This window comes from Micromonospora sp. NPDC048907 (assembly GCF_055586885.1).
Genome location: NZ_JBVJHI010000003.1, coordinates 230083 through 248844, shown reverse-complemented (window position 1 = coordinate 248844; position 18762 = coordinate 230083). Strand labels below are relative to the sequence as shown.

Annotated in this window: 18 protein-coding genes and 1 pseudogene; 9 read left to right on the top strand and 10 right to left on the bottom strand. The window is 73.9% G+C overall.

Annotated elements, in window-relative coordinates:
* Positions 1–24: 24 nt before the first annotated feature.
* Positions 25–1878, top strand: a complete 1854-nt coding sequence (locus ACZ6PY_RS10660; RefSeq protein WP_466071139.1) for a hypothetical protein — start codon at positions 25–27, stop codon at positions 1876–1878.
* Between the two features lie 331 nt (positions 1879–2209).
* On the opposite strand, the gene ACZ6PY_RS10655 is transcribed toward ACZ6PY_RS10660, so the two are convergent.
* From ACZ6PY_RS10655 to ACZ6PY_RS10630, 6 genes are all read right to left on the bottom strand, one after another.
* Positions 2210–4042, bottom strand: a complete 1833-nt coding sequence (locus tag ACZ6PY_RS10655; RefSeq protein WP_466072050.1) for an ABC transporter ATP-binding protein — start codon at positions 4040–4042, stop codon at positions 2210–2212.
* Positions 4043–4185: 143 nt separating this feature from the next.
* The gene (locus ACZ6PY_RS10650; protein WP_466071137.1) at positions 4186–6000 is read right to left on the bottom strand and encodes an ABC transporter ATP-binding protein; all 1815 of its coding nucleotides are present in this window, start codon (positions 5998–6000) and stop codon (positions 4186–4188) included.
* 37 nt (positions 6001–6037) lie between these two features.
* On the bottom strand, positions 6038–6550 hold the full coding sequence (locus ACZ6PY_RS10645) for a methylated-DNA--[protein]-cysteine S-methyltransferase (RefSeq protein ID WP_466071136.1): 513 nt from the start codon (positions 6548–6550) through the stop codon (positions 6038–6040).
* Positions 6547–8037, bottom strand: a complete 1491-nt coding sequence (locus tag ACZ6PY_RS10640; protein WP_466071134.1) for a DNA-3-methyladenine glycosylase 2 family protein — start codon at positions 8035–8037, stop codon at positions 6547–6549. The genes ACZ6PY_RS10645 and ACZ6PY_RS10640 overlap by 4 nt, the downstream gene beginning before the upstream one ends.
* Before the next feature lie 225 nt (positions 8038–8262).
* Positions 8263–8769 (bottom strand): hypothetical protein, encoded by a 507-nt coding sequence (locus tag ACZ6PY_RS10635; protein WP_466071133.1) that lies wholly within the window; start codon positions 8767–8769, stop codon positions 8263–8265.
* Entirely contained in the window at positions 8766–9275 is a 510-nt protein-coding gene (locus ACZ6PY_RS10630) for a SigE family RNA polymerase sigma factor (RefSeq protein WP_466071132.1), read from the bottom strand. The genes ACZ6PY_RS10635 and ACZ6PY_RS10630 overlap by 4 nt, the downstream gene beginning before the upstream one ends.
* 174 nt (positions 9276–9449) lie before the next feature.
* Between ACZ6PY_RS10630 and ACZ6PY_RS10625 the strand changes: the two genes are divergently transcribed.
* Complete coding sequence (locus ACZ6PY_RS10625) at positions 9450–9914, top strand: hypothetical protein (protein ID WP_466071130.1); 465 nt, start codon at positions 9450–9452, stop codon at positions 9912–9914.
* 215 nt (positions 9915–10129) lie between these two features.
* On the opposite strand, the pseudogene ACZ6PY_RS10620 reads toward ACZ6PY_RS10625, so the two are convergent.
* Positions 10130–10903: pseudogene (locus tag ACZ6PY_RS10620) on the bottom strand (EamA family transporter); the annotation flags it as partial.
* Between the two features lie 94 nt (positions 10904–10997).
* On the opposite strand from ACZ6PY_RS10620, the gene ACZ6PY_RS10615 reads away from it, so the two are divergent.
* The 6 genes from ACZ6PY_RS10615 (at position 10998) to ACZ6PY_RS10590 (ending at position 15271) form a co-directional block, all read left to right on the top strand.
* A complete protein-coding gene (locus ACZ6PY_RS10615; protein ID WP_466071128.1) occupies positions 10998–11510 on the top strand; it encodes a MarR family winged helix-turn-helix transcriptional regulator in 513 nt (170 codons plus the stop codon).
* A 30-nt stretch (positions 11511–11540) separates the two neighbouring features.
* The gene (locus ACZ6PY_RS10610) at positions 11541–12287 is read left to right on the top strand and encodes a Type 1 glutamine amidotransferase-like domain-containing protein (protein ID WP_466071126.1); all 747 of its coding nucleotides are present in this window, start codon (positions 11541–11543) and stop codon (positions 12285–12287) included.
* Between the two features lie 36 nt (positions 12288–12323).
* Complete coding sequence (ychF, locus tag ACZ6PY_RS10605) at positions 12324–13409, top strand: redox-regulated ATPase YchF (protein ID WP_466071124.1); 1086 nt, start codon at positions 12324–12326, stop codon at positions 13407–13409.
* A 139-nt stretch (positions 13410–13548) separates the two neighbouring features.
* Positions 13549–14310 carry a hypothetical protein gene (locus ACZ6PY_RS10600; protein WP_466071123.1) on the top strand — a complete coding sequence of 254 codons (762 nt, stop codon included), beginning with the start codon at positions 13549–13551 and terminating at the stop codon, positions 14308–14310.
* Positions 14311–14347: 37 nt separating this feature from the next.
* Positions 14348–14731 (top strand): nuclear transport factor 2 family protein, encoded by a 384-nt coding sequence (locus tag ACZ6PY_RS10595; RefSeq protein ID WP_466071121.1) that lies wholly within the window; start codon positions 14348–14350, stop codon positions 14729–14731.
* Positions 14732–14923: 192 nt separating this feature from the next.
* On the top strand, positions 14924–15271 hold the full coding sequence (locus tag ACZ6PY_RS10590) for an immunity 8 family protein (protein WP_466071119.1): 348 nt from the start codon (positions 14924–14926) through the stop codon (positions 15269–15271).
* Positions 15272–15391: 120 nt separating this feature from the next.
* Here ACZ6PY_RS10590 and ACZ6PY_RS10585 read toward each other — a convergent pair whose 3' ends face one another.
* Positions 15392–15949, bottom strand: coding sequence for an NUDIX domain-containing protein (locus tag ACZ6PY_RS10585; RefSeq protein ID WP_466071117.1), 558 nt, complete (start codon positions 15947–15949; stop codon positions 15392–15394).
* Positions 15950–16159: 210 nt separating this feature from the next.
* On the opposite strand from ACZ6PY_RS10585, the gene ACZ6PY_RS10580 reads away from it, so the two are divergent.
* A complete protein-coding gene (locus tag ACZ6PY_RS10580) occupies positions 16160–16723 on the top strand; it encodes a dihydrofolate reductase family protein (RefSeq protein ID WP_466071115.1) in 564 nt (187 codons plus the stop codon).
* A 154-nt stretch (positions 16724–16877) separates the two neighbouring features.
* Here the strand turns inward: ACZ6PY_RS10580 and ACZ6PY_RS10575 are convergent, their stop codons facing one another.
* Positions 16878–17654, bottom strand: a complete 777-nt coding sequence (locus ACZ6PY_RS10575) for a hypothetical protein (RefSeq protein WP_466071114.1) — start codon at positions 17652–17654, stop codon at positions 16878–16880.
* Positions 17655–17758: 104 nt separating this feature from the next.
* Entirely contained in the window at positions 17759–18724 is a 966-nt protein-coding gene (locus ACZ6PY_RS10570; RefSeq protein WP_466071112.1) for a phosphotransferase enzyme family protein, read from the bottom strand.
* Positions 18725–18762: the final 38 nt, after the last annotated feature.

Sequence of the window (18762 nt, the reverse complement as noted above, 5' to 3'; positions counted from 1 at the left end):
CACGGACGCGGGGGAGGCATCGCCATGGACGAGATCGCGCGCACACCGCCAGCAGCCCGTTCCACTGTGGCCGGCACGGTCGCGGCGGTCGCCGTCGGGGCCTTCTTCGGGGCACGCGGGCTCGCGGTGGCCCGGCAGACCGGCTTCGCCGACCTGACCCAGGGCTTCCCGTTCGGGCCGTCGGAGTTCACGGTCACGCTTGTCGCGCTGACCGGAGGCGCGCTGCTCGCCGTCGTAATCGCCGGCGTTGCCGTGTTCGGTCGGCTGCCCGGCTGGCCGGTCGCCGCGGTCGGCCTGGCGCTCGACTACCTCACCGGCGAGCTGGCCTTCGACCACGGCGTCGGGTTGGTGCCTCGCCAGTCGCCCACCACCGGGCAGGTGCTGACCGTGCTGGCCAGCGCCCTCGCCGCGGGGCTGGTGCTCGGCGGCGCGCTGCTGGCGCTGTCCCGGCCCGCCCGGTCGCTGCGCTGGCTGCTCGCCGCCGGGCTGGCCGCCGGACTGGTGCTGCACTCCGCCGTCGAGGACCTGCTCCGCCTAGGGGCGGGGGCGGGCTACCCGGACGGCGGGCGCGCCTGGCCGGTCCAGGTCGGGGTCACCCTGCTGGTCGTGGTCGTCGCCGCGGTGCTCGCCCACCTCGACCGGCCCGGCCCGGGCGCGCCCTCCGGCCGGCCCCGGATCGGTCCACTGGTGGCGGCCGCCGTGGCGGCGCTGGTCACCCTGGGCGGGCTGGTGATCCGCTGGTGGGTGGTCGACGTGTTCCGGATCAGCCAGGACGGCCTCGTCGGGCCGCGCCGCGAGCGGTTCGTGGAGTCCTTCGCCTACTTCTCGCCGGTGGCCGTGGCCACCGTGGCCGCGCTGGTCCTGCTCGGCTACGCGTACCGGACCGGCCGCGCAGCGGCCGCCCGCTGGGTGGTGCTCGGCTTCGCCGCGGGACCGCTCCTGCTCTACGGGCTGCGCCTCAACTTCGTCGGTGACCGGGCGCAGGCCTACCTGGTCGTGCTGGTCGGCCTGGTGGCGGTCGCCGCGGGCGCGGCGCTGGCCCGCTTCACGCCGGGCCTGCTGCCCTGGGACGCGGCCGGCCTGCTGCTGGCCGCCCTGGCGATGCCGCTCGCCGCACCGGTCGTCCGCGCCGAGCTGCCGGCCGCCGGGCAGCTGCCGGCGCTGCTCTCGGCGCTCGGGCTCGGGCTCGCCGTCGGTTTCGGCCTGGTGCTCGCCGCCACCGCACCGGCTGGAGGTGTGCCATCCGGCCGGCCGGCTGCCGGCCCAGCGGCCGGTGGTGTGGAGGCCGGTGGCGTGGAGGAGCCGGGGCGGGCGGCCGGGGCGTTGGCGCTCGGGATGGCCGCGCTGGTGCTCTCCGCCCTGGCGCTGGCCCCCTCCCTGCTCCGCGGCTTGAGCACCGACCGGTTGGGCGAGCCGGCACTCACCGTCCCGGTGCTCACCGGGGTGGCCGCGCTGGTCCTGGTGCTGCTCTTCGGCTTCGGTCGAGCTGTCGACCGCATCCGCCGCGACCTGCGCGCCGAGGCCGCCCTGATCACTGCCCACGCCTCGTCTCCGGCACCGGCTGCCCCGCCTCCGGCACCGGCTGCCCCGGCTCCGGTCGGCGCGCAGCTCACTTCCGGTGCGGGCGTCACAGCTCCGGCGCAGCCAGGTGCTGACGCTGCCGGTCTTCCCATACCGGGTTCGGATGCTGCCCGACCGCCGGTCCCAGGTGTCGATGCCGCGGGTCAGGTCGCTGCGGGCACGGATGCCGCCGGGCCGACCGCTCCGGGTTCGGGCGCCGCCGGGCCGGACGCTCCAGGTACGGATGCCGCGGGGCCTCCCGCGCCCGGTTCGGGCGCTGCGGGACCGGCGGAGCGGGAAGTTCCCCACACCGACTGACGCTTTGAACCGGACCTGTCGGCGACACCGGCGGAACCCGTCGAGATCTTGGACGCAAGCGGCCCCTCCACGGGCACGTTGCTTCCAAGATCTCCCCGAACGGCGCGATCTTGGAGAGTTGCCGGTGGTCCCGAACGGTAACTCTCCATGATCTCCGGGGCGTTCCGCGAGGTGGCGAGGAAGTGCCTTGCCGGCGAGGTCGCTCGAGACGGAGGGCACCGCTACGACGGCGCGGGCCGCGAACGTCACGAGCGTCGGCCCGCTGGCGGACACGGGAGGGTCGAGGCATCGGCTCAGAGGCCGGACGGTGCTCGGTCGGAAGGTGCGTCGGTCAGATCAGGGAGTCGCGCCACTGGCGGTGCAGGGCGGCGTACCTGCCGCCGGCGGCCGCCAACTCGGCCGGGGACCCGTCCTCCACGATCCGCCCGCCGTCGAGGACCAGCACCCGGTCGGCGATCTCCACGGTGGAGAGGCGGTGCGCGATCACCAGCGCGGTGCGGTCCCGCAGGACGCTGCGCAGCGCCCGCTGCACCAGGCGCTCGGTCGGCACGTCCAGCGACGAGGTGGCCTCGTCGAGGATCAGCACCCGGGGGTCGGCCAGGAACGCCCGGGCGAACGCGACGAGCTGTCGCTGCCCGGCGGAGAGCCGGCCGCCCCGCCGGTGCACGTCGGTGGCGTACCCGTCGGGGAGCGCCGCGATGAAATCGTGCGCGCCGATGGCCCGGGCGGCGGCCTCCACGGACGCGTCGTCGGCGTCCGGGCGGCCGAACCGGATGTTCTCGGCGACCGAGCCGCTGAACAGGTGGTTCTCCTGGGTGACCAGCACCACGGCCCGGCGCAGTTCGGCGTCGGCGAGATGCCGCAGGTCCACCCCGTCGAGGCTCACCGTGCCCGAGGCCGGGTCGTGGAACCGGGCCAGCAGCTTGGCGATTGTGGACTTCCCGGCGCCGGTCGGCCCGATCAGCGCGACGGTCTGCCCGGCCGGCACGGTCAGCTCCAGCCCGGACAGGATCGGCGCGTCGGGCCGGTAGCCGAAGTGGACGCGGCGGAACACCACCGCCCCGCGCCCCGGGCCGGCGGGCAGCGGCACCGGCCGCTCCGGCTCGGCCACGGCCGGCCGCTCGTCGAGCACCCCGGCCAGCTTCTCCAGCGCGGCGGTGGCCGACTGCAGTGCGTTGTAGAACTGGCTCAGCTCCTCCATCGGTTCGAAGAACCGGCGCAGGTAGAGCAGGAACGCGGCGAGCACCCCGACCTCGGTCCGCCCGCCCAGCACCCGCCAGCCGCCGTAGCCGAGCACCGCCGCGGCGGTCAGGTTGCCGATCAGCCGGATGCCCGGCGAGTAGACCGCGATGAGCCGGAACGCGCGGAGGCTGGCCTGCCGGTAGTCGTCGTTGACGGCCGCGAAGATGCGCTGGTTGCGGGGCTCCCGCCGGTAGGCCTGCACCGCCCGGATCCCGCGCAACGACTCGACGAAGTGCACGATGACCAGCGCCACCGCCTCCCGGGTCCGCCGGTACGCCCCGGCGGACGCGCGAGCGAACCACCGGGACAGCCCGAACAGGAACGGGAACGCCAGCAGGGTGACCGCGGCCAGCGGCAGGTCCAGCCAGAGCAGGATCCCCGCCACCGACAGCACCGACAGCGCGGCCATCACCAGCTTGTCGATCCCGCCGTCGACCAGTTCGGCGATCGAGTCCAGGTCGCTGGTCAGCCGGGACACCATCCGGCCCGAGGTGTAGCGCTCGTGGAAGCCGACGTCGAGGTGGAGGAAGTGGCCGTACACCCGTTTGCGGAGGTCGAGCAGGACGGCCTGGCCGATCCGGGCGGCGAGGGCGAGGAAGGCGCGCCGGGTCGCGTACTCGGTGGCGGCGGCGACGACGAACGCGGCGGCGACGGCGACCAGTGGGCCGGAGTCGCCGGCCCGCAGCGGCCCGATGCCCCGGTCGATGCCGAGCATCACGAGGTACGGGCCGGCCATCGCGGCGGCGTTCTGGGCCAGCAGCAGGGACACCGCGAGGCCGAGCCGGGCCCGGTGCGGACGAAGCAGGTCGCGGAGCAGGGCCCGGCTGCGGGCCCGGAGCCGGGCGACCGCCTCCGGCGACGAGTCCTCGGCGCGGCTGCGGTCGGCGTCGGGGTCGGTGGCCCGCCCGCGCCACCGGGACAGGTCGAGGTCGGGGTCACCGCGCTGCCGGGACGGGTCGGGGTCGGGGTCACCGTGCTGCCGGGACGGGTCGGGGTCGCCGCGCTGCCGGGACGGGTCGGGGTCGCCGCGCTGCCGGGGTATCCGGCGTCGCCCGGCGGCCCCGGTCACGACCGCACCAGGCCGACGCCGTCCGCCCGTCGATCCGGCTCGGCGGAGAGCACCGCCCGGTAGGCCGGGACCCCGGCCAGCAGCTCACTGTGGGTGCCGACTGCGGCGATCCGGCCGCCGTCGAGCAGCGCCACCCGGTCGGCGAGCGCCACCGTGGACGGCCGGTGCACCACCAGCAGCGCCGTGGTGTCCCGCAGCACCCGCCGCAGGGCCGCCTCGACCAGGGCCTCCGTGTGCACGTCGAGCGCGGAGAGCGGGTCGTCGAGCACGAGCAGTGCGGGCCGGCCGAGCACCGCCCGGGCCAGCGCCAGCCGCTGGCGTTGCCCGCCGGAGAGCGAGAGCCCCTGCTCGCCGACGCGGGTGCCCAGGCCCCACGGCAGGTCGTACGCGAATTCGGCCTGGGCCAGCGCGAGCGCGGCCCGGACCTCCTCCTCGCCGGCCTCCGGCCGGCCCAGCGTCAGGTTCTCCCAGACCGACATGGAGAACAGGGTCGGCTCCTCGAAGGCCACCCCGACCAGCCGGCGCAGCGAGCCGAGCCGCAGGTCGCGCAGGTCGTGCCCGTCCAGGGTGACCCGGCCGCCGGTCACCTCGTGCAGCCGGGGGACCAGGGACAGCAGGGTGCTCTTGCCGCAGCCGGTCGCACCGACGAGGGCCAGCGTCTCGCCCGGCTCCACGGTCAGCTCGATCTCGCGGAGCACCGGTGCGGGGCTGCCGGGGTAGCGGAAGCTCACGCGCTCGAAGCGGAGCCGGCCGCGCACCTCGGTGCGGTCCAGCGCGCGGGCGTGCGGAGCGTCGACGATGGACGGCGGGGTGTCCAGCACCTCCTGGATCCGGTCGGCGGCGGTCGCCGCCTCCTGCCCGTTCGCGATGATCCAGCCGAGCGACTGCACCGGCCACACCAGCATGAGCTGAAGGCTGACGAAGGCGACCAGCTCGCCGATGCTGAGCCCGCCCCGGGCGACGGCGGCGGCCCCGGCCACCAGCACCACCGCGAGGATCAGGTTGGGCACCAGGTCGAACAGGGCGGAGGTGCGGGCCAGCAGGCGGGCCTTGCCGATCCCGGTGTCGTGCAGCCGGCGCGCGCCGGTGGCGAACCGGGCGCCCAGTTCGGGCCCTCGCCCGTACGCCCGCATGGTGCGCAGGCCCTGCGCGGTCTCCTCGACCAGCGTGGCCACGTCGCCCTGCTGGTCCTGCATCCGCCGGGACGCCGCGTGGTAGTGCCGGGCGAAGCGGCGGCTGATCAGGAACAGCGGGACGGCGCTGGCCCCCACCAGCAGCCCGAGCCAGGGGTGCAGCCGGATCAGCAGCACCACCACGGCGGCGTAGGTGATCAGGTTGAGCACCAGGAACAGCAGGCCGAAGGAGAGGAACCGGCGGATCACCGACAGGTCGCTGGTGATCCGGGAGAGCAGCTGACCGGACTGCCACCGGTCGTGGAAGTCGGTCGGGAGGCGTTGCAGGTGGGCGTAGATGTCGGCCCGGATGGCCGCTTCCATGCCGACCGAGGAGGAGGACTGGGTCCACCGCCGGATGAAGATCAGCACCGCCTCGGCCAGGCCGAGCAGCAGGGCCAGGGCACCGAGCCGGAACAGCCCGGCCACGTCGTGCCGGGCCACCGGCCCGTCCACCACCCGCTGCACCACCAGCGGCACGGCGAGGCTCGCCGCCGTGGCGGTCAGCGCGGCGAGCAGCAGCCAGGCGAACTCGGCCGCGTGGGGGCGCAGGTAGGGCCGCAGTCGCCAGAGGTTGCGCAGCGGGTGGGGACGGGCGTCGGGACACGCCGCGGGGTTGCCGTCGCTCTGCGCAGGCACTACCCGACGGTAGCGGCAGGGTGCGACATCGCCGCTGTCAGCTAGCCGTCACCCGTCCCTCATGCCCGAGAAGCCACTTCTTCACGTCGAGCCCCCAGCGGTAGCCGCCGAGCGTGCCGTCGGTGCGCAGCACCCGGTGGCAGGGCACGAAGAGCGCGGCGGCGTTGCGCGCACAGGCCGCCGCGGCGGCGCGGACCGCCGGCGGTCGGCCGGCCAGCGCCGCGAAACCGGTGTACGTCACCGGGTCGCCCGGCTTGACGTCGCGCAGCACCTGCCAGGCGTGCGCCATGAAGGCGCCGCCGGTCCGCTGCTCGACCGGAACGGTGTCGATGGCGGTCAGATCCCCGGCCAGGTAGGCGCGGACGGCCGCGGTCACCGGGCCGAGGTCGGCCCGCTCGCGCAGCGCGCCGCGCAGTCCGAAGTGGACCAGGGGTACGAGGTTCGCCGGGTCGGCGGTGAAGCCGGCCGCGCGTACCGCCCCGTCGGGGCCGGCGAGCACGCTCAGCGGGCCGGCGGGGGTGTCGATGACGGTGCTGTCCAGTGTGGTCATGCCGCTCTCCAAAGTCGGATCACCGCGTAGGACCGCCAGGGGCGCCAGAGGTCCGCGTACGCGTTCAGGGTCTTCGGGTCGTCGGGCAGGCCGAGCGCGGCGGCGCCCCGGCGTACGCCCAGGTCGGTGGGGAGGAGGACGTCGGGGTCGCCGAGCGCGCGCATGGCCACGTAGCCCGCGGTCCACGGCCCGACCCCGGGCAGCGCGACCAGCCGCCGCACCGCCTCCTCCCGGTCCCCACCCGGTGCCAGGTCCAGCTCCCCGTCGGCGACGGCCCGCGCCACCGCCCGGATCGTCTCCCGCCGCGCCCCCGGCATCCGGAAGGCCGTGTCACCGAGGTCAAGCACCTGCTCCGCGGTCGGGAACGCCCGCAACCTCGGCGGTCGATCATGAAGTTGACCGCGGTCTTGGAGATCGACTTCGCCGTCAACCTCATGATCGGCGGGCGGGGTGGTGGCGGCCGCCAGGAGGTGGGTCAGGGTTGTTCTCGCCGATCGGAGGGAGATCTGCTGGGTGGTTATCGCGCGGACGGCCATCTCGAAGCCGTCCACGGCGTGCGGGAGGCGGACGCCGGGTTCGGCGGCCACCGCGGGGGCCAGGGCCGGATCCGCGGCCAGGGTGGCGTCGACCGCGGCCGGGTCGGCGTCGAGGTCCAGCAGCCGCCGGCACCGGGCCACCGCCGGGGCCAGGTCGCGCATGTCGGCAAGCCGCAGGGTGGCGGCCACGTGCCCGTCGGCCGGGGCCAGCGACACGGTGCCGGGCCCGTGCGGCAACCGCAACCCCCGGTGGTACGCCCCGTCGCGGACCTCCTCGACGCCGGGCAGCGCCCGCAGCGCCAGGAAGTCCAGCAGCGCCCCCGCGTGCAACGGCGGCCGGTAGGCCAACCGCAGCGTGATGGTGCCCGCCCCGCCGGCCGCCCGCCGGCCGCCCCGGCTCAGCCGCAGCTCGGACGGGGTGGCCCCGTACACCTCGCGGACGGTGTCGTTGAACTGCCGGACGCTGCCGAACCCGGCGGCGAACGCCACCTCGGCCAGGCCGAGCCCGGTGGTCTCGATGAGGATGCGGGCGGTCTGCGCCCGCTGCGCCCGGGCCAGCGCCAGCGGCCCCGCGCCCAGTTCGGCCCGGAGCATCCGGTGCAGGTGCCGCTCGGTGTAGCCGAGCCGGGCCGCCAGACCCGGTACGCCGTCCCGGTCGACCACCCCGTCGGCGATCAGCCGCATCGCCCGCCCGACCACGTCGGCCCGGACGTCCCACTGGGGCGAACCGGGTGCGGCGTCGGGACGGCAGCGGCGGCAGGCCCGCAGCCCGGCGCCCTGTGCGGCGGCGGCCGACGGGAAGAACCGGACGTTCTGCCGCTTCGGCGTCGTCGCCGGGCAGGACGGCCGGCAGTAGATCCCGGTCGACGTCACGCCGGTGTAGAACCAGCCGTCGAACCGCTGGTCGCGGCTGTCGACGGCCCGGTAGCACCGCTCGAAGTCGAGTTCCATGACACCGATCCTGCCTCGCAGGTCGGGCCGTCGGCTGGCGGGATTCGGACGCGGCCGTGCGGGCCCGCCCCGAGCGCTCGGAAAGCCGCCAGCCGAGGGCGCCCGCCCGGGCCGGGCGTACCGCCGTTCCTGGTGCTGCTCGGGAGGCCGCCCCTGGTGGACATCAGGTCGACCCGGCGGGCGCCGCCGGCCGGGTCGGCGACGGCGCCGGCCGGGTCGTCGGCGTCAGCGGCGTGGGTTGGGGGACGGGGTGGGCAGGGGGCCGGGTGCGCCCCCGGGGCCCTCGGGGGAGGGGACCGCGGTGGGCTCGCCCGGCCGGCTCGGGCCCGGCGCGGGCGCGCCCGGTCGGCCGGGCCGGCCCGGCGGCGAGGCGCTCGGCACGGGCCCCGCCGTCGGGTCGCCGGGCGGGCCCGGCACGGCCGTGGGCGGGCCGCTGGGCGACGGGACCGTCGTGGGCTCGGCGGGGGACGGGGACCCGGGGGGACCCGCGGGGGTCGGGGGCGCCGACGGCGCGGCCGGGCGGGGAGAGGTGTCCCCGCCGCCGGCCGCCAGCGCGATGGGTGCGCCGATCAGCACGGCGGCCACCACTCCCGCCGCGCCGAGCGTCACCGTGGTCCGCCGGCGGTTCCGGAACCGGCGCTCCGCCGGGGTCAACTGGTCCTGCACTGTGGGTGCCTCCTCGGCAAGGTCGGAGAGGGTGGCGCGGAGAAGGTCCTCGAAGGGCGTGGTCACCGCCGTACCTCCAGCAGTTCGACGTCCGGCATGAGCTGGCGCAGCCGGGTCACCGCCCGGTGGGTCCGGCTGCGTACCGTGCCGACCGAGCAGCCCAGCGCCTCGGCGACCTGGGTCTCGGTGAGGTCCTCGTAGTAGCGCAGGACCAGCACCGTGCGCTGGGCCGGCGGCAGCAGCCGCAGCGCCGCGCGCATCGCCAGGCGCACGTCGGTGCCGCCGCTGGGGTCCGGCTGGACCGCCTCGTCGGCCCCGGTGAGCGCCGTCTCGCGGCGTCGCCGCAGCCGCCGCCACCAGCTCACCTGCTCCCGGTACATGACCGTGCGCAGGTAGCCCTCCGGGTCGGCGTGCCGCAGCGTCCGCCACCTCGGGATGGTCCTGGCCAGCGCCGACTGGAACAGGTCCTCGGCCGCGTGCCGGTCGCCGGTGAGCAGGTACGCGACCCGCATCAGCGCCGGCGCGCGGCTGGTCACGAACTCGGCCAGCCGGACCCGGTCGTCCTCGTCCACCCACCCTCCCGCTCGTCGTCGTCACCAATACAGACGCCCCAGCTCACGCCAGCTATCCCTGGCGTGGCAACGGATTCCGGCGACGAAAGTGTCGGTAGTGGTCGGTACCGTCGCGCCACCAACTCAAGAAAAGGTGCGGGGCATGGCGAGCGTGGCCGGGCGGGGTGTCCGCTGATGCGGTCGGGGCGGGCACGGCTGGACGCGGCGGTGGTGCAGGGCTTCTACGACCGGATGCGGGTGGTGGCCCCGGCCGCGTACGGGGCGATCGAGCGGGACCGGGCCGACGACCCGGGGCGGGCCTTCGCCGACACCGCGTGCGGCCGGCTGGTCGGCTCCCTCGACGCGCCCGGGCTGCGCGCGCTCGGCATGTGGGCCCACCACTGGTGCATGCGCTTCTACGACGACGACACCCGGGTCGGCCTGCGGCTGGTCAGGGAGCTCGCCGGCCGGGCCGGGCTGGGCTGGACGGCCGACGAGGTGCGCTGGCTGCTCGACCAGTCGCACGCGGCCGCGCCGTCCGCGGCGCACCGGTTCACCCTGCCGCTCGCCGCCGCGGCGGAGCTGCCGCCCGGGGCGCTGCCCGAGGGTGTGGCCGGCGACGTCGCGGTCGACGACTGGCGGCGGCTGCGCGCCGGCTGACGAGCGCCGCCACCGGGCGCGGCCGCTGCCGGCAGCGTGTCGGGCCGCGACGGTTGTGGGGCGCCCGCACCCGGCGCGGCTGCTCCCGGCAACGTGCCGGGCTGCGTCGGCTGGCCGCCCCGCTCAGCCGGCGTGGCGCGTCCGGGCAGCTGGCCGAGCACCATGGCGGCGACCGCCACCGCGAAGCCGGCGAGCTGGGTCGGGCTGAGCGCCTGGCCGAGCACCAGCCAGCCGAGGGTCGCGGCGGTGAGCGGGCTGAGGGCGCCGAGCACCGACACCCGGGTGACCGGCAGCCGGGCCGCGCCCCGGAACCACAGCGCGTACGCCAGCGCGGTGCCGACCAGCCCGAGCCACGCGTACCCGAGCAGGGCCGGCCCGTCGGGCGCGGGCGGCGCGCCCTCGACGGCGGCGGCGACCGGCACGATCAGCAGGCCGCCGGCGACGAGCTGCCAGCTGGTCGCCGCGAGGGTGCCCACACCGGGCGGCCGGCCCCAGCGGCGGGTGAGCACCAGGCCGGCGGCCATCGCCGCGGTGCCGGCCAGGCCGGCCGCGACGCCCAGCGGGTCGAGGCCGGCGCCCGGCCGGAGCACCACGAGGGCGACTCCGGCCGGGGCGGCGAGCGCGGCGAGCAGCGCCGGCCGGCCGGGCCGGTCCCGGAGCAGGGCGACGGTGAGCGCGGCGACCAGCAGCGGCTGGGCGGCTCCGAGCACGGCCGCGGTGCCGCCCGGCAGCCGGTACGCGGCGACGAAGAGCAGCGGGAAGAAGGCCCCGATGTTGAGCGCGCCGAGCAGGGCGGCCCGCCCCCACCAGACGCCGCGCGGCCGCCGGCGGGTCAGCGCGAGCAGCAGGAGGCCGGCCGGCAGGGCGCGGATCGCGCCGGACCAGAGCGGGCGGCCGGCGGGCAGCAGCTCGGCCGTGACCAGGTAGGTGGTGCCCCAGACGGTCGGGGCGACGGCGGTCAGCGCGATGTCGGTCCAGCGGCGGTCCACGGCGACCTTCTTTCCTCAGCGCTAAGTAGCTTAGACCTAAGCTAATTGGTGCCGAGTGAAATGGGAAGGGTGGCGTCGGGCACAATCGACAGCCGTGGCAACCGACGACGTGGACCTGATCGTCGAGCAGTGGCGCCGGGAGCGGGCCGGCATGCGACCCGAGCCGATGGCCGTCTTCGGCCGCATCTACCGGCTGGCCCGGCTGGTCGGCGACCGCCAGGAGAAGGTGTACGCCGGCTGGGGCATCGGCCGCGGCGACTTCGACGTGCTGGCCGCGCTGCGCCGGTCCGGCGCGCCGTACACCCTGGCGCCGAAGGCCCTCGCCGCCTCGCTGATGCTCACCTCCGGCGGGATGACCGGCCGGCTCGACCGGCTGGAGCGGGCCGGGCTGGTCCGGCGCTCACCCGACCCGGCCGACCGGCGGGCGCTGCGGGTCACCCTCACCGACGCCGGCCGCCGGGTGGTCGAGGAGTCGGCCGAGGCCGGGCTGGAGGTGCAGCGGCGGATTCTCGACGCGCTGCCCCCCGCCGACCAGGACCGGCTGGCCGATCTGCTGCGTACGCTGCTGGCCGCCGTCGAGGCGGAGCCGCCGGATCCGGCAGGATGATCTCCATCAGCACCGACCGGAAGGACGGCCATGCCCGCCAGTGAACCGACGATCGTCGCCACCAGCATGGGTTTCTTCAGCCGGCACCGGGGCCCGTGGGACGCCCGGCCCAGCCAGCTCTTCGACCTGATGGCCGACCTGGCGCGGGCCGGCGACGCGCCCCGCGTCTGCTACCTCAACCAGGCGGTCGGCGACCAGCCCACCTCGTTCACCGTCTTCTACGGCGCGTTCGCCGGCACCCGGTTCCGCCCCTCCCACCTGGCGCTCTACCCGATGCCCAACGTCGAGGACATCCGCGCCCACCTGCTCGCCCAGGACATCATCTGGGTGGGCGGCGGCAGTGTGGCGAACCTCTGCGCGGTGTGGCGGGTGCACGGCCTGCCGGACATCCTGCACGAGTGCTGGCAGGCCGGGGTGGTGCTCGGCGGGGTCTCCGCCGGCTCGATCTGCTGGCACCTCGGCGGCGCCACCGACAGCTACGGCCCCACCCTGCGCCCGTTCACCGACGGCCTGGGCTGGCTCCCGTACGGCAACGGCGTGCACTACGACAGCGAGGACCAGCGCCGGCCGCTCATGCACCGGCTGGTCGCCGACGGCACGCTGCCGACCAGCCACTGCACGGACGACGGCGTCGGGCTGATCTACCGGGGCACCCGGCTGGCCGAGGCCGTGGCCGACCGGGAGGGCGTGGCCGCGTACGAGCTGGCGCGCGCCGAGGACGGCACCGTGCGGGAGACCCGGATCGAACCCCGGCTGCTGCCCGCCCGGCCCGCCTGACCGGTCCCGGCGGCGAAGCGCGTAAGCTGGCTCGTCGTGAGTCTCACCATCGGCATCGTCGGCCTGCCCAACGTGGGCAAGAGCACCCTGTTCAACGCGCTGACCAAGAACGACGTGCTCGCGGCGAACTACCCGTTCGCCACCATCGAGCCGAACGTCGGCGTGGTCGGGCTCCCCGACGAGCGGCTGGCCAAGCTCGCGGAGATCTTCGCCTCGCAGAAGGTGCTGCCGGCGCCGGTCTCGTTCGTCGACATCGCCGGCCTGGTCCGGGGCGCCTCCAAGGGGCAGGGCCGGGGCAACGCGTTCCTGGCCAACATCCGGGACGCTTCCGCGATCTGCCAGGTGGTGCGGGCCTTCTCCGACCCGAACGTGGTGCACGTCGACGGCAAGGTCTCCCCGGCCGACGACATCGAGACGATCAACACCGAGCTGATCCTGGCCGACATCCAGACCCTGGAGAAGGCGCTGCCGCGGCTGGAGAAGGAGGCCAAGCTCCGCAAGGACCGGGCCGCCGCCGTCGAGGCCGCCAAGAAGGCCGTCGAGGTCCTCGACGGGGGCACCACCCTGTACGCGGGCGCCGCTGCCGCCAAGATCGAGCTGGAGCACCTGCGCGAGCTGCACCTGCTCACCACGAAGCCGTTCCTCTACGTCTTCAACGTCGACGAGGCCGAGCTGGGCAACGCCGAGTTCCTCGACGAGCTGCGCGGCCTGGTCGCCCCGGCCGAGGCGGTCTTCATGGACGCCAAGATCGAGTCCGAGCTGGTGGACCTGCCCGAGGAGGAGGCCCGCGAGCTGCTGGAGTCGATCGGGCAGTCCGAGCCGGGGCTGGACCAGCTCGTCCGGGTGGGCTTCCGCACGCTGGGCCTCCAGACGTACCTGACGGCCGGCCCCAAGGAGGCGCGGGCCTGGACCGTCCCGGTCGGCGCCACCGCGCCGGAGGCCGCCGGGGTCATCCACAGCGACTTCCAGCGCGGCTTCATCAAGGCCGAGGTGGTCTCCTACACCGACCTGGTCGAGGCCGGATCGATGGCGGCGGCGAAGGCCGCCGGCAAGGTCCGGATCGAGGGCAAGGAGTACGTCATGCAGGACGGCGACGTGGTGGAGTTCCGCTTCAACGTCTGAATCCGGCCCGTTCCCGCAGGTCAGGAGGGTGTGTCCTCGCTCTGGGGCACACCGGGGGGCACAATCCCGCACCTCATCGCTCGCGTCCCACCAGATGTTTGTTGGAAGAGTCGGTGGTCCGGCACGCGTACTGTGGGGCGTGTCTGCATTCCGAGCAGCTGTGGTCCGGCAGCGCCGGACCGTCCTCGCCATCGCGCTGGCCGTCTCTGTCGGCTATCCCCTGGTGCCGTGGTTCGCTGGCTCGGGCCACAAGATCGTTGACGTGCTGGTTATCGGGCTCCTGGTTGGCTTTCTGCTCCTGTTGGTGCTGTTGGGTTATGCCTTGCCGGATGAGCGGCCTGCAGTCTTCGTCGTACGGCCGGAGGTCTCGTCCTTCAGCACGCCGCCCAGCTTCACCGCCGTTTGGGGCGCAGTTGTTCTGGCGTTGGCAGCCTCCGCGCAGATCAGCTCTGTGGTCCCACCGATCTGGGCACACAACCTGCGGCCCCTCGACGCCGTCCTGCCGGTCCTGGTCGCCGCGCTGGCAGGTAGGCAGCTGGTCTCAGCCTGGTGCGGGTTCCTTGTTCACCTGCGGCCTGAGGGCCTGTGGTGGCGCACACTGGCCGGGTCAGTGCGGGTGCCATGGGAGGCATTGGCCCCCGGCTACCCGCAACGGCCGGCCCTGTACGCCGACACTCTGACCCTCACCTATGCCCGACCCGACCTGGTACGTCGTCGCGGCCTCGTGCTGCGCCCGCGACGGCTACCGATCAAGACCGTCGATGCCTGGTTCATCAGCGACGCGATCTGGTACTACCTCGCACATCCCGAACATCGGGCAGCGATCGGAGCCGAGGTTGAATACCGTCGCCTGCTGGACGTGCTGAGGGACAAACCTGCCAACCCAGCCCCCCACGCCTGAAGCTGACGGCATCTCCTAGATCCACTAAGCAGTCGGGATGGCTGACGATGTCGTGGGGTGGCGGCATACTCGCTTCGTGGATCAAGGACGCCAGATCGCAGAGCGTATGTACGGAGCCTTCAACCGTCGGGATGCGATGGCCGCCAGAGAGATCTTCGCCAGCAGCTTCTACAGCCATCCGCTGAAGGCCAGCGGTTGGGAGTGCGCGCAAAAGGCCTGGCAGCGTATGTGGGACCAGCACCCCGCCCTGAAGGTAACCCTCAAAGATCTGGTCGCGGACAACCAACGCGTGGCAACTCGGACCGAGATGGCCGGCTTCGCCGATGGCTCGACGGCAACGATGCTGGAGATGTTCACCATCGAGGACGATCGCATCGTTGAGCTGTGGGGCCTGTCAGCCAAGCCGCAGACGAAGTCTTGAGGTCGGCGGTGCCCGAACCGTACCCGACGCAGAGGTCAGCAAGGGCCAGTGGCGGGCTCCAGGTAGCCCTGGCGAACGCTGCGTGCCTCTCGATAGGGCGTACGGCTGCTGGACGTGCAAGCCGATCCGGTTCCCTAGCTGATCGTCCCATTGGTCAGCACGAGGACGCGTATCGGCCGCTAGAGTCCGGGCATGCGCGCGGTCGTCCACTCGATCAGGTTCCCCGACCTTTCGCAAGGCCCTCCCGAAGACCCCGCCGTCACGATGCAGCTTGTGGAGATTTACGCAGGCCCGAGCGATGGTCCGGGTGAGGAGCGGTTCCAGGCAACGGTGTGCACTCCGGCTGCTCTGTCACGGATGCTCGCCGACCAGGATGTCATCGTTGGAAGACACTGGCTCTTTGTCGAGCAATTCCACGATGGTCGCGTCGAGCAGTTCCTCCGCAAGCTGATCCAAAACATCGAGGGTGCCAGTTGGAGTGAGGTCGCCGAGAAGTTGGGACGGCTGGCGCAGCATGAGTTCGAGGACTACGGCTCGTGAGTGACTAGCTGGTTGACGATCGGTCCGGGCGCCCCTGGGCGATCGTGGACTCCGGATAGCCGTCCCGACGGCTGGGCTCGGGTGCACCAGCAGGTCACCCCGTGGGTTTGTTGCCATCCCTCAGCCAGAGCCTTGCGGACGACTGCCGCGACCGCCGACGGAAGGACTTAGTCCCACCACCTGCTTGACGAATCCGTCCCAGCACGCCCGGCAGTCGGCCGTGGTTCCTCGGTCGCCCTGGTTACGGTCGGTCACATCGGCGTGCCTGCGGGCCCACTCGAACTCAGGCAGCGAACGAACCATTGCCGCCAGGACGCCGTGCACGAGGGGAAGGTCGCCCAGCTCGCTGATCCCGACCCATGCGATGTCGTCGTGCTCGTCAGGGGCACGGTTGGTCGGAGAGCCGACCCAGTCGTCAACGTGCCAGACGCCCACGTGGACGGCGTCCTCGCCACTGCCGGTGTGCAGGACGCCCAACCGGGAAGCGGACTCCGCCACGATGTGGACACCGAGTTCCTCGTGCATCTCCCGCGCGAGGGCTTGTAGTTCCGACTCACCCGCTTCGACCTGCCCCCCGGGCAGATCCCAGACATCTGGGTAAACCCGCTTGGTCGGCCTGCGGTGTACCAGCAGGACCGCGCCGCTTTCCACGAGTGCGCCTGTGACGACGACCTGCATGACGGGATCAGAGCACAGGGATGGGACAAGCTCGCTCCCGCCGAAGGGGAAGTCCGGACGTCGGGGTCTGCCGCGATCCGAGCGCTCCGGAGCCTTACAGCTCATCGCCGTCGGTGGGTGGTGGGCCGACCCTCGGTGTGGCCTGACCGATGATTCTTCCGCGTCGTGCTGGTCTGTACGTCGAGGACCGACCCACGAGAGGCTGACACCATGCGAAAACTGACCTTCGGTATGAACGTGAGCCTGGACGGCTACATCGCCGCGCCGGGCGACGACATCGGCTGGGATGCGCCCAGCGACGAGCTGTTCCAGTGGTGGTCCGACCGGGTGGGGGCGACGGGCATGGCGCTGTACGGGCGCAGACTGTGGGAGACGATGAGTTCCCACTGGCCGACCGCCGACCAGCAGCCGGGTGCCACACCGGCGCACATCGAGTTCGCCCGCCGCTGGCGGGACATGCCGAAGGTGGTGTTCTCCTCGACGGCCAGCTCGGTCGACTGGAACGCCCGCCTGGTCACCGGCGACGCGGTCACCGAGATCACCCGGCTCAAGGCCGGGGACGGCGGACCCATGGACATCGGCGGCGCCACACTCGCCGCGGCGGCCATGCGGGACGGGCTGATCGACGAGTACGCGATCGTCACCCATCCGGTCCTGGTTGGTGGCGGCACGCCGTTCTTCACGGCCCTGGACAAGTGGGTGAACCTGAGCCTGGTGGAGACCCGGACGTTCCCGAACGGCGTGATCCTGACCAGGTACGAGACCAGGCGCTGAGTACCCCAGCCTCGGATCGGCCCGCACTCCGGGCCGGTTCGAGGATCTCGTGGCCCTGTGTCTCGTGGCGATCGTGGTACCCGTTGCGGAGCAACTAGTGTCGGCCCAGATCGTCACCGTCAGCGGATCAGGCAGGTCGGACGAACCGGGCGCCTCACGCCGCCGGAGCGGAGTCGCGGGCGGTGGCGTCCGGCGTCGGGTCGCCCTGCGGCTCCCGCCGCTTCAGGCGGGCCATGCCGGCGATGTTCGGGCCGGCACCCCAGATCAGGAGCACGACGAGCCACTGGGCCCAGTTCGCCGCGCTCATCCGGCCGGAGAGCAGGTGCCGGACCGTGGCGTAGGGGGTGAAGGCCTGCGCGGGCTGGAGGGCGTCGACCGCCCCCAGCACGGCCCACGCGCCCAGCGGCACCACGATGGTGGCGAGGCACGCGACGACGGAGGGCCGCAGCAGCAGGCCCAGCCCGGTCCCCACCAGCTGGGCGACGATCTGCACGAGCACGCCGCCCAGCGCGATGGTGGCGGCGTGCCGCCAGGGGTCCGGGGCGGTGCCCGACGGTGCGAGCGCGAGAGCGGCGGCGGACACCAGGACTCCGAAGAGTCCGACGGCGGCCGCCAGGAGCGTCGCCGCCAGCAGGGTCGGGGCGAAGCGGGTGGTGCCGGGTGCCCGGCGCAGGTCCCGGGCCAGCAGGACGCCGAGGAACGGCATCGTCACGGACATGAGGCTCTGCACCGGATCCGAGAGGGTGGCGAAGGTCAGGTCGGCGGGCTGCTCCGCGGCGGCGATCGCCAGGGCGGCCAGCGGGCCCAGCAGCAGAGTGATCGCGATCAGCCACCGCCGGGGCCGTGTCCCGACCGCACGCCGGAGCGCACGGAGGGTCGCCGGGGCCAGCCCGGCCGGTTGGTCGTGGGTGTCCACAGTGTGCTCGCTCACGTCCCTGCTCCCGTCCTGCCGCTCCGTCATCTTCTCGCGTCCGGACCGATCGGCGCTGTCCCGGCCACGGAATCGTGCTCGAACCGTGGGCTGATGTCGCGGCGTCAGGCCGCGTAGCCGGGGTCGGCGACGGTCTCGGCGATGCGGGTCAGCCAGTGCAGGTCGTTGGCGCGGGACTCCGGGCTGGCCCCGGAGTGGAGGATGCTGTGCAGGAAGACGGCGGCGTCGTCGAGGTGCCGTTCGCTGCGGTAGTAGCGCAGCGTGGTCTGGTCCGGTTCCCACGGCCCGTAGCCGCGGCGGAAGAGTTCGGCGCGGCGCGCGGTGATCGGGTGGTCGCCGAAGTCCTGGCTGAAGACGAACATCAGGTCCCGCTCGCGGGGGGCGAGGATCGGCGCGTCCCAGTCCACGACGTGCAGGGGACCGTCGCCGTCGGCGATCAGGTTGCCGGGGTGGATGTCGGCGTGGCACACGACGTGCCGACCGTGCGTGAGGCGGGCGGCGAGGTCGTCGACCGTTTCCGACAACCGGTGCAGCGCGGCACCGTACCGGTCCCAGAAGGCGCCGAGAATGTCGCTCGCGGCGGCCTGCTCGCCGAGGGCGCGCAGGCGCTCGCCGGCGCTCGACCGCCAGGTCTCGACCGGCAGGACCGCGGCGATGTCGGCGCTCGGCGTGACCGCGTGCAGCCGACCCAGGAACTCGCCGTACTCGATCCACTGGCGGTCGGTGAGGCCACGGCCCCACAGACTGCCGCCGTCGTGGAACGGGTAGAGCAGCAGCCGGTGGTCGCCGAACCCGTGGCTGACCCCGCCGTCCGGCCGGTCGATCGGCGCGACGACCTGCCGGATGCCCTGGGCGCGGAGGAAAGCGGGCAGCAGGACGGCGGCGGGCGTGTACTCGCCGCGGCGCATCTTCAGGAAGTAGCGCCCGCCGCCGGACGTGTCCACCCGGTACGCCCAGGCGTCCCCGTCCAGTCCGACGGGCAGGAAGACGAGGCCGGCGATGTCCACGCCCCAGGCGGCGGCCACCTCGGCCGCCAGCAGCCGCTCGTCGACATCCGGCTTGTCGATCACGGTCGGAGCGTCGCAGCCCGCCGACCGGCCGGCAAGGC

What these genes read in the sequence shown, in the direction of transcription:
- ACZ6PY_RS10645 (WP_466071136.1), bottom strand. Translation starts at nt 6,550, where the DNA reads ATGACCACACTGGACAGCACCGTCATCGACACCCCCGCCGGCCCGCTG.
- ACZ6PY_RS10610 (WP_466071126.1), top strand. Translation starts at nt 11,541, where the DNA reads ATGCCCGCCAGTGAACCGACGATCGTCGCCACCAGCATGGGTTTCTTC.
- ACZ6PY_RS10590 (WP_466071119.1), top strand. Translation starts at nt 14,924, where the DNA reads ATGCGCGCGGTCGTCCACTCGATCAGGTTCCCCGACCTTTCGCAAGGC.
- ACZ6PY_RS10640 (WP_466071134.1), bottom strand. Translation starts at nt 8,037, where the DNA reads ATGGAACTCGACTTCGAGCGGTGCTACCGGGCCGTCGACAGCCGCGAC.
- ACZ6PY_RS10580 (WP_466071115.1), top strand. Translation starts at nt 16,160, where the DNA reads ATGCGAAAACTGACCTTCGGTATGAACGTGAGCCTGGACGGCTACATC.
- ACZ6PY_RS10625 (WP_466071130.1), top strand. Translation starts at nt 9,450, where the DNA reads ATGCGGTCGGGGCGGGCACGGCTGGACGCGGCGGTGGTGCAGGGCTTC.
- ACZ6PY_RS10585 (WP_466071117.1), bottom strand. Translation starts at nt 15,949, where the DNA reads ATGCAGGTCGTCGTCACAGGCGCACTCGTGGAAAGCGGCGCGGTCCTG.
- ACZ6PY_RS10595 (WP_466071121.1), top strand. Translation starts at nt 14,348, where the DNA reads ATGGCTGACGATGTCGTGGGGTGGCGGCATACTCGCTTCGTGGATCAA.
- ACZ6PY_RS10660 (WP_466071139.1), top strand. Translation starts at nt 25, where the DNA reads ATGGACGAGATCGCGCGCACACCGCCAGCAGCCCGTTCCACTGTGGCC.